The sequence below is a fragment of the Almyronema sp. genome (assembly GCF_052168255.1).
In the GTDB taxonomy this organism is placed as follows: Bacteria; Cyanobacteriota; Cyanobacteriia; order Phormidesmidales; family Phormidesmidaceae; genus Sphaerothrix; species Sphaerothrix epifaneia.
In genome coordinates this window covers 1-8,775 of record NZ_JBQLZL010000097.1, presented here as the reverse complement: position 1 = coordinate 8,775, position 8,775 = coordinate 1, and the positions used below count along the sequence as shown (strand labels likewise).

The 8,775-nt window shown below is 53.5% G+C and carries 6 protein-coding genes; 3 read left to right on the top strand and 3 right to left on the bottom strand.

Annotated elements, in window-relative coordinates; all coding sequences use genetic code 11:
- Positions 1–171: 171 nt before the first annotated feature.
- Both ACTS3T_RS20300 and ACTS3T_RS20295 read right to left on the bottom strand, forming a co-directional pair.
- On the bottom strand, positions 172–1,773 hold the full coding sequence (locus tag ACTS3T_RS20300; RefSeq protein ID WP_462935467.1) for an NAD(P)H-hydrate dehydratase: 1,602 nt from the start codon (positions 1,771–1,773) through the stop codon (positions 172–174).
- 5 nt (positions 1,774–1,778) lie between these two features.
- A complete protein-coding gene (locus ACTS3T_RS20295; RefSeq protein WP_462935466.1) occupies positions 1,779–2,666 on the bottom strand; it encodes an SPOR domain-containing protein in 888 nt (295 codons plus the stop codon).
- Positions 2,667–2,813: 147 nt separating this feature from the next.
- On the opposite strand from ACTS3T_RS20295, the gene mnmA reads away from it, so the two are divergent.
- From mnmA to ACTS3T_RS20280, 3 genes are all read left to right on the top strand, one after another.
- Positions 2,814–3,953: a tRNA 2-thiouridine(34) synthase MnmA gene (gene mnmA / locus ACTS3T_RS20290; RefSeq protein WP_462935465.1), complete on the top strand. Its 1,140-nt coding sequence runs from the start codon at positions 2,814–2,816 to the stop codon at positions 3,951–3,953.
- A 93-nt stretch (positions 3,954–4,046) separates the two neighbouring features.
- On the top strand, positions 4,047–5,225 hold the full coding sequence (sat, locus tag ACTS3T_RS20285; protein ID WP_462935464.1) for a sulfate adenylyltransferase: 1,179 nt from the start codon (positions 4,047–4,049) through the stop codon (positions 5,223–5,225).
- An 18-nt stretch (positions 5,226–5,243) separates the two neighbouring features.
- Positions 5,244–7,559, top strand: a complete 2,316-nt coding sequence (locus tag ACTS3T_RS20280; protein WP_462935463.1) for a caspase family protein — start codon at positions 5,244–5,246, stop codon at positions 7,557–7,559.
- Here ACTS3T_RS20280 and ACTS3T_RS20275 read toward each other — a convergent pair.
- The coding region (locus ACTS3T_RS20275) for a PQQ-dependent sugar dehydrogenase (protein WP_462935462.1) at positions 7,556–8,775 on the bottom strand (1,220 nt) is incomplete at its 5' end. The genes ACTS3T_RS20280 and ACTS3T_RS20275 overlap by 4 nt on opposite strands.

The following is an 8,775-nucleotide window of genomic DNA, read 5'->3' as shown; positions in this document are numbered from 1 at the left end:
TCTACATACGTTTCGTCATTCTCATCTGTACCTTTCTTTTGAAGAATTGGTATTAAGTGTTTTAACGCCAGTGACTAGAGCGGTAGCTGTAGCCGCCAGGATCAAGACACAGGACTGGCGCAAGCCTTCGTCAGAAAAACTTTGCCTCTGCCCTTTCACTTTAGCTATCTATTATTTAGCGCTTAAGTTTTTGAAAAAATGGCTCAAGGTAGGGGTCAGATAGGCGGCTAAAGTCGTTGGGTCAACCCCTAAATCGGTCTTAGCTTGAGCGGCTAAAATGCCACTTTGGGCGTGCCACCACACTCCACTCAACGCTGCCTGCCAAACCGCTGGCAAGGGGGGCGCTGACCCCATGGCGGCAAGCTGCTGAACCATCAATCCACCCATTAGCCCGGTCAACACATCGCCACTGCCGCCACGAGCCAGTGCAGGTGTACTTTCAGGATTAAACCGAAGTTGGCCATTGGGCTGGGCGATCGCTGTTCTAGCGCCTTTTAGCACAATCACGGCTCCTGTTTGCTGCGCCGCTGTTTGCGCGGCTGCGCCTGCATCAGCCGCCTCGGCCAGGATGTCTGGAAACAGCCGCTTAAACTCCCCCGGATGTGGGGTTAAGACGGTAGGCGCTGTTCGCTGTCTGAGTTGAGCAACCGGGTCTAGCGCCGCCAAGCAGTTGAGTCCATCTGCATCTAGCAGCAGCGGTCGATCGCTCTCTAAACATGTTTCAATTAGCGGTTGGGCGTCGCGGGTAAGGCCAGGGCCAATGGCGATCGCTTGAAATGAACTGAGGTCAAGCCTTTCTGGAAAACGAGCGATCGCCCCAGAGTCCGTTTCAGCACAGTCAACAATCAGCGCCTCCGGATGGGCAGTCACCATCGTAGTCTGTAGCGACTGCGGCACTGCAATGGAAATCATGCCAGCACCGCTGGCTTTTGCCCCTAGCCCCGCCAGAATAGCTGCTCCCCGATAGCGGTTAGACCCGCACACCAGCAAAAGATGGCCTGCTTTATATTTATGAGAGTCCGCAGGCCGGGGTAAGGGTAAACAGGCGATCGCTTCTGCCTCTACCAGCCGCCGTACCGCAGGATCTTCCCCCAGTACGGCTTGAATATCAGCCAGCGGTAGATCAAAGTCAATCAGCAGTGGCTGGCCAATAAACCCTAGCGCCGCATCCTGCACAAAAGCTCGCTTCCATAGCCCCAAACAGCAGGTAACCTCAGCCCGCACAGCCGTCCCCAACACCTGCCCCCGGTCGGTCTCAATGCCAGAGGGCAAGTCAATACTCAAAACAGGTATTTTCCAGGTATTGATCTGATCTACAGCCGCCGCAATTTCATCGCTCAGCGCTCGGCCTAGCCCAAAACCAAACAGCCCATCTACAATAACGTCGCAGTTTTGCAAATCAGCGATCGCCTCAGCAAAGGCAATGCCTAAATTCCAGGCATACTGGGCATGGTGATCGGTCAGTTTTTTCAGCTTAGAAAGGGGCTGAAAAATCTTCACCTCGTAGCCTCGAAAATGCAGCTCTCGCGCTACCACCAGCGCATCACCGCCATTGTGACCTGGCCCTGCCAGAATTCCAATGCGGCCAAAGCGCGATCGCGGATAGCGCTCAACCAGCGTTTGAGTAATGCGCCCCGCTACTTTCTCCATCAGCGCCGCTACTGGCATCCCCGCCTCGAAAATGCGCCCTTCAATTTGCTGCATTTCCTCAGCCGTTACTAAAAACGGTTGAATGTCTGGGCGCGGCCACAGCGACTGCAAATGAGAAATCATAAAACCTAACGGTCGAAATGCACTCTGGCATTGTAACCATAGCTGCGCAGATAGTGATTCCACTGCTGGGCAACCGTGCGATCGCTAAACGGCCCGACTGCCACATGGGGGCCGCGAGGTGACGTGCGGGCAGCTACCTGCGTACTGCTAAGACCCAACTGACTAATTCCGGCTGTCGTCACGGCTAACTGATCTGCAGCCGTTGGCACCACCACATAATAGCCACGGCTGCTGGCTGCCGCTGAAGTGAAACCTACCGTGCTAGCCCCACCCGGTGGCGGCGGTAGAGGGGACTGGCCAAACTCAACGCTGCTATCTGGAATCGCCACCACGGGTAGAGGAATAGACTCGTTGCTGTTGCTGACAAAAGCAGGCGGCGGCGCAGCCAAAGGCGTTGTCGCGATCGGCGGACGTTCCACCTCGGCCACTTCAGCCCCAATACCCCAATCTGCCAGGGCTTCTACCTGAGCCTGAGCATTTTGAGGATAGTCAAAAGCACCCGTCTGAATCACTGTTCTGCCGTTATATTGCCGCCGAAAAGCGCTAGGTTCAATTTGCTGAACTTGCTCTAGCAGCAACGGACTATTGCCGTTGACGTACACCATATAGCGGCGGGTCGCAGCGATCGCCGTGCCACTACTATAAGATCGAGGTTGAACGGTTGCCCCCGGTAAAGGGGGTAAGGCTTGGGCTAGGCGTTGCCCCGTTGAGGTTGCAGGCAGCGCCTGAGCTGCCAAAGCCGCAATGCCTAACTGCCCGATTGTGGCTAATAGCAAAATCAGCCATCTCTTTGCCGTAGTCCTTTGGTAGGGTTGGCAAAAGAAAATGGCTGCATTGGAAACTAAATTGGGCAAGGGATGTCTGTAGAAAGAGGCGGCGTCTGGGTAAGTCATGCCAAATTCATACTCCATCGAGACCTATACTAACTTCAAAGAGTGAGCCGGAAGCTTATCTCAGGTTCACTGAGGTTGGCATGCGGAAATGTTAGCCTAGATGGTGGACAATTTTGCAAAAAGAATTTCTAAGATCCTAAGTACGCCATGAGCAAAATTGTAGTAGGTCTCTCCGGCGGTGTAGACAGTTCAGTGGCGGCAGCGACCTTATACCAACAGGGGCATGAGGTTATTGGGCTGACGCTGTGGCTGATGAAAGGTAAAGGGCAATGCTGCTCTGAAGGCATGGTGGATGCTGCCCAACTGTGCGAAGATTTGGGCATTCCCCATCACATTATTGATAGTCGAGAGGTCTTTAGCGAGAACATTATCGACTATTTGGTTTCTGGCTATAGTTCAGGGGTCACCCCCCTGCCGTGTTCGCAGTGTAACCGAGCAGTCAAATTTGGCCCCATGCTGCAATACGCTCGTCAGCAGTTGGCGGCTGATAAAATTGCAACCGGGCACTACGCCCGTATCACCCAAAATCCAGAAACGGGACGCTACGAACTGCGTCGCGCGATCGATCGCAGTAAAGATCAGTCCTATTTTTTATACGATCTTTCTCAAGAACTCCTGGCTGGATCAATTTTTCCACTGGGTGAACAAAGCAAAGCGCAGACTCGCCAAGTGGCCGCTGAGCTAAACTTGCATACGGCAACCAAGCCTGAAAGCCAGGATCTTTGCCTGATTGAACATCACGGTTCGATGCGAGATTTTCTCGACAAGTATTTAGCGCCCAAAGCAGGCGACATCGTGCATACCTCAGGCCGAGTGCTCGGCCAGCATGAAGGCATTCATCATTACACCATTGGGCAACGCAAAGGACTCGGTATCGCCGCTCCTCACCCTTTGTATGTGGTTGCCATTGACGTCGCTCGCAATCAGGTGATTGTGGGCGATCGCTCCAGCGCTCACCAGAGCGAATGTACCGTGCGACAGGTCAACTGGGTGTCAATTGCAGCACCCCAGAGTCCTATCCGCGTCATGGTGCAAATTCGTTATCGGTCTGCGGCAGTGCCAGCGACGGTCGTTCCTTTAGCTGCTGAGGCAGCCGATGGCCACCGGATGCGCTTGGTGTTTGATCAACCCCAGTTTGGTGTGACGCCAGGGCAGGCGGCTGTTTGCTATGACGGCGATCGGTTGCTAGGGGGTGGGCTGATTGAACCTTTTGAGGGACAATCGGCTGCCGCATCAATGAAGGCAAACGTGGCCGACTCGGTGAGCAGTACAGACTCAATCAATTAGGGCTACCTGACATACTTCCTGAGTCTTAGAGGGTTAAGCTGTTGCGGCTAGCCCCAGGTAGATTGCAGTTAATTAGCAGAAGAGGACGGTATCTTGAGTAATGCGCAAGCAGGGATCGCCCCCCACGGCGGTACCTTAATTAATCGAATTGCCAGTGCTGAACAAAAGCAGACGTTCTTAGACAAGGCAGATCATCTGCCTAGAGTGACTTTAGACGAGCGATCAGCGTCTGACCTAGTAATGATTGCCATTGGTGGCTTTAGCCCGCTAACGGGCTTTATGGAAAAAGCGGATTATGACCCGGTGGTAACCGACATGCGCTTAGCCAGCGGTCTGCCCTGGTCAGTTCCCGTTACCCTATCGGTGACAGAAGCCGTTGCTGAGCCGCTACAGGTTGGTAGCTTAGTGCGCCTAGACGATGCCAGTGGCCGCTTTATTGGCGTGCTAGAGCTGAGCGAAAAGTACGCTTACGACAAAGCGCATGAAGCTATCAACGTCTACCGTACGCAGGAAGACAAGCACCCCGGCGTCAAAGTGATTTATGAACAGGGGGGGATTAACTTAGCGGGTCCTGTCTGGTTGCTAGAGCGAGATCCGCATCCCTTGTTTCCGGATTATCAAATTGATCCCGCCGAGTCACGGGCAATGTTTGCGGAAAAAGGCTGGAAGACTGTGGTTGGGTTCCAAACCCGCAACCCCATTCACCGCGCTCATGAGTATATTCAAAAGTGTGCGCTCGAAACCGTTGATGGTCTTTTCTTGCATCCTTTGGTAGGTGCTACCAAAAAGGACGATATTCCGGCGGACGTGCGGATGCGTTGTTATGAAATCATGATGGAGCATTACTTTCCGCAAGATCGGGTGATTCTAGCGATTAATCCCTCAGCCATGCGGTACGCTGGGCCTAGAGAAGCCATTTTCCACGCGCTCATTCGGAAAAACTATGGCTGCACTCACTTTATTGTGGGTCGAGATCATGCTGGGGTGGGTGACTACTACGGCACCTATGATGCTCAGCATATTTTTGATGAGTTTGAGCCGCAAGAACTCGGTATTATGCCTATGAAGTTCGAGCACGCCTTTTACTGCACTCGAACCAGCACTATGGCGACGACAAAAACCAGTCCCAGCCAGCCAGCCGAGCGAATCCATTTGTCAGGTACCAAAGTCCGAGAGATGTTGCGTCGGGGTGAGCTGCCTCCACCGGAGTTTTCTCGGCCTGAGGTAGCTGCAGAACTGGCACGCGCTATGCGGGCACCTCAAGAAGTTTAGGGAGGATAGTCACCTTCTGTGGGTCTAAAGCGACGAGATTTATTGCAGCGAGCTGGCCTTTTATTCAGTGCGTGGGGCCTAAGCGAGGTGAGTTTGCTGGGCTGGGCTGGGCGCTATCAACAGGCGTTGGCTCAGCCAACTCGTCGCAAACTGGCCCTATTAGTTGGGATTAATCAATATCCGGCTGCGGTTTGTGATTCGGTTTCTGATCAGGCGATCGCGCTGCGAGGCAGCCTGATCGATGTGCAACTACAGCGAGAATTGCTGATTGGTCGCTTTGGGTTTCAGCCTGCCGATATTGTCACGCTCACAGACCAGCAGGCAACGCGTCAGGGCTTAATTCAAGCGTTTCAGTCACATCTAATTGAGCAAGCTAAACCAGGGGATGTGGCCGTTTTTCACTTTAGCGGCTACGGTAGTCGCTTTAGGCTGGCGTCTAATCCTCAGTTTGTGCAAAGTAGCCTGGTACCGATAGATGGCTATTTGCCAACAGCGGCTCATCCTCAGATTCAGGATTTGACCGAAGAGGAGCTGAAGCTGCTGATTAGCGCTGTCAAAACTCACCAGTTTACCAGCGTCATTGACGCCGGATTTTCGGATATTGGCCGCTTGTTGTGGGGTAACTTGCGGGTGCGATCGCGGCCTAATATGCCAACCGGAGAACTCAGCCCCAACCTGCAGGCGCTACGAGATTCGCTAGGCATTGACCCCAAACAAACCAACCAAGAAAGCGAAGTCGCCAAAGATTTACCCGGCACGGTGCTAGCAGCAGCAGCGGCCAATCATTTAGCCTTTGAGGGGCGTTGGCAGGGGTTTAGCGCTGGTATTTTTACCTACGCGCTGACTCAGCATCTCTGGCAACTGCAACCTGCCCAAACCTTGCAGTTTACCCTCAGCCGCACGGCTGAAACCATGCACCAATGGATTGGCTTAGAACAGCGTCCCCAAGTTCGAGGGCAGCAGGCTGCCGAAGCGACGAAGGTGTATCAGCTGAAGCCAGAAGCGGCGACCGTGGCAGAGGGAGCAATTGTCAGTGCAGCAGACGATCATCGAAGCTTTAAGGTTTGGCTAGGTGGCCTGCCAGCTCCTGTTTTAGAACACTACGGCACTAACTCACGCCTGAGTCTGGTGCCCGATCAAAGTGGGTTGGGGGCAGAAACCCCAGTTTCAGATCGGCTACAGCTTAAAGTGCAGTCTCGAAATGGATTGATTGCGCAGGTTGTCCCCGTCCCCTTGCAGGCTGCTGCCATTAAAGTTGGACAGCGGGTTTATGAGGCGTTGCGAGTGCTGCCCCATGACGTTTCTTTAGTGGTGGCTTTAGACAATAGCTTAGAGCGGATTGAGCGGGTAGATGCAACCAGCGCCTTGGCGGGAGTGCCGTTTGTTTCATCAGTGGCGGCAGGAGATCAACCTGCCGATTGTTTGTTTGGTCGCCTGTTGACCACTACCGGATCAACGTTGACGGCATCTCTGCTGAGCCAAAGTGCTCAAACGGGTGACTTTGCCCCGCTAAAAGAAGACTTACTCAATAAAGGCGGCTATGGCTTGTTTTCGCCCAGTCGAGAACTGGTACCGGGTACGGTCGTCAAGCCAGAAGAGGCCATCAAAACCGCTTTAGGACGATTGACGCCACATTTGGAAGCCATGCTGGCCGCTAAGCTGTTGCGGCTAACAGAAAATCAGGCGGCTTCTCGGCTATCTGTGCGGGTAAGTTTGGAAATGTTGGAGCCACAAGAGCGCATTTTGGCTCAGCGAGAAACGTTGCGATCGCCCGTCTCGCTACCTCAAAGTCGCTTAGGGCCTTTGTTTACCCAGGGCGAACGGATTGTGACTATTCCAACTGGTAGCCGCATTCGCTATCGGCTGGCAAACTTTGGCGATCGCTCACTCTACTTCACCATGATCAGCTTTGACGGGCGAGGACGCGCCTTGGCCTTGTTTCCCAAACCCTCAACCGTCAACCAGGCTAGCGATGCTTTACGCGACGCCATTGTCGAAAGTAACGAAATTTCTCCAGGTGATGTTTGCTTTATTCCCCAGTCGGGTACTGACTGGATTGCTGATGTCACCAGCGACTGGGTAGAAACGCATCTGATTGTGAGCCGTAAGCCTCTCAACCAAATGTTTGGGCTTTTAGCCGAAGAATCTAAAATGGCTGGCAATAGTGGCCGGGTCAACCCGCTGGCAGAACCGCTCAAAGCTGCCCATGCTATTCTGAGCGACCTGCATCGGGCCAGCAGTGGCAGCACTGGCGATACGAACAGTCCGGCTGACAGTTATGCGCTAGATATGAATGCCTGGACAACGCTAAGCTTCGTTTACCAGGTGGTTTAGCTACCCACGTACTGAACCCGGTAAATGCGATTGTTCATCTCTTCGGTTACTAGCAAGCTGCCATCTGGTAGCAGCAGTAGCCCCACAGGTCGCCCCCAGGTATCAGGCCCACTGGGGTTGACCAAAAATCCTCTCAAAAAATCTTCGTAGTAGCCTGTTGGTCGATTATTTTGCCCAAAGGGCACAAACACCACTTTGTAACCTGTACCCTGGCTACGATTCCAGGAGCCGCGCATGGCAATGAAAGCACCATTGCGATAAGGTTCAGGAAAAGTGTCTCCGGCGTAGAACTGAAGACCCAGCGCTGCTGAATGGGCTTGCAAGAGGAGGTCAGGGGTGCGGGTTTGAGCGGCTTTTTGCGGATTGCGGCTGCGATCGCCTTGGGTATGACGGGGATCGAGGTTTTCTGGCGTGAAATAGGCATAAGGCCAGCCAAAGAACTCTCCTGCCTGCAAGCGCGTGAAGTAATCAGGCACCAGGTCATCTCCCAAACCATCGCGTTCGTTGATGGTGGCATAGAGTTCACCCGTAATCGGATGAAAATCTAGCCCCACCGGATTGCGTAAGCCATCGGCAAAGGTTTGCTGATTAGAACCGTCTAGGTTCATGACCTGCACAGAAGCGCGGGGCGAAGGTTCTTCGCTGGCGTTAGAGCGTGAGCCGACTGAAACAAAAAGCTGCTGCTGGTCAGGGGAAACAACTACATTGCGCGTCCAGTGCTGGTTATAACCACCGCCGGGTAAATCAGCAATTTTTTCGCCTTCACCGCTAAGCTGCTGCTGACCAGGCTGATAGGGAAATCGCAGCACCGCGTCAGTATTGCCCAAAAAAAAGAAACCCTGGCTAAAGGCCATGCCAAAGGGAATATTTAAGCCATTGGCGGCGTCGGCAAAGGTTTGATTAACCTCTGCGACCCCATCGCCATCGCGATCGCCTAGCAGTCGAATCCGGTTTTGGCGAGTTTCAGTGACTAGAACGTCTCCTGTTGGCGTTAGCGCTAACCAACGCGGCTGATCGAGGTTTTCGGCAAAAACATTAACCACAAAGCCCTGCGGTACCTGCAAAACCGGGTTTTCCGGAATAGGGATGACATTGAGCGATTTACGGGCGCTCTGAGACGCATAAGGCTGGGGTAAATCTGAAAGCTGAATGCGAATTGGCTCTGGCGTAAACGCTTCGGTTGCAATCAGCCGAGCGGGTCGAGCGGTGGTTGGCG